The following is a 1,005-nucleotide window of genomic DNA, read 5'->3' on the forward strand; positions in this document are numbered from 1 at the left end:
TTACCAGTCCTGCTCGTCGTAGATGATCACACCGCGGATGTTCTTGCCGTCGCGCATGTCCTGGTACCCCTGGTTGATCTCCTCGAGCCGGTACGTCTTGGTGACGAGCTCGTCCAGTTTGAGGTTCCCGGCGCGGTACTGGTGCAGCAGGTGCGGGATCTGCTTGCGCGGGCCGGTGCCACCGAAGATGGCGCCCTGCAGTGTCTTCTGCTGCATCGCCAGGTCCATGATTGACACCTGGGCGTCGACGGCCATCATGTCCCCCAGGCCCACCACGACACACCGGCGGCCCTTGCCCGTGAGGAGCAGACCGGGGAGCAGGTCTTTGCCCTCGACCACGCCCATCGTGAGGATGACCAGATCGGCCATCCGACCCCAGCTGATCTCTCCGACCAGTGCCATCGCCTCGTCCATGGAGCTGCAGGTGTGGGTGGCCCCGAACTCCTTGGCCTTCTCGCGCTTGAACTCGACCGGGTCGACGGCGACGATAGCGCGCGCACCCGCCGCCGCTGCACCCTGGACCGAGTTGATGCCGATCCCACCGACTCCCACGACCACCACGATGTCGCCCTCCTTGGCGCCGCCGATCTCCGTGGCCGAGCCCCAACCGGTGCACACCCCGCAGCCGAGAAGTGCGGCTTTGTCCAGCGGGATGTCCTTCTCGATCTTGATGACGGACGACTGGTGCACGGTGACGTGCGGGGCGAACGTCCCCAGGAGGCACATGGTGGCCACGTCCTCACCGTCGGCGGTGTGCACCCTGAAGCCGCCGTCGCTGATCGCACGCCCGGTGAGCAGTCCCGCGCCGTTGTCGCAGAGGTTCTGCAGGCCCTCTGAACACGGCGGGCAGGTACCGCAGGCGGGGATGAACGCCAGGACGACGTGGTCTCCCTCCTCTAGGCCGATCACACCCTCGCCGACCTTGGTGACGACCCCGGCACCCTCGTGACCGCCCATGATCGGGTAGGACTCGAACTGCAGGTCGCCGGTGAGCAGGTGCTCGTC

1 protein-coding gene is annotated in these 1,005 nt (G+C 66.6%); it reads right to left on the reverse strand.

Annotation, left to right across the window (positions count from 1 at the left end; genetic code table 11):
- Positions 1 to 1,005: NDMA-dependent alcohol dehydrogenase (locus G6030_RS15305; RefSeq protein WP_182643702.1), on the reverse strand; the 1,005-nt coding region annotated here is incomplete at its 5' end.

Origin of the sequence: Dietzia sp. E1, assembly GCF_014145015.1 — a bacterium.
Taxonomy (GTDB): domain Bacteria; phylum Actinomycetota; class Actinomycetes; order Mycobacteriales; family Mycobacteriaceae; genus Dietzia; species Dietzia cinnamea_A.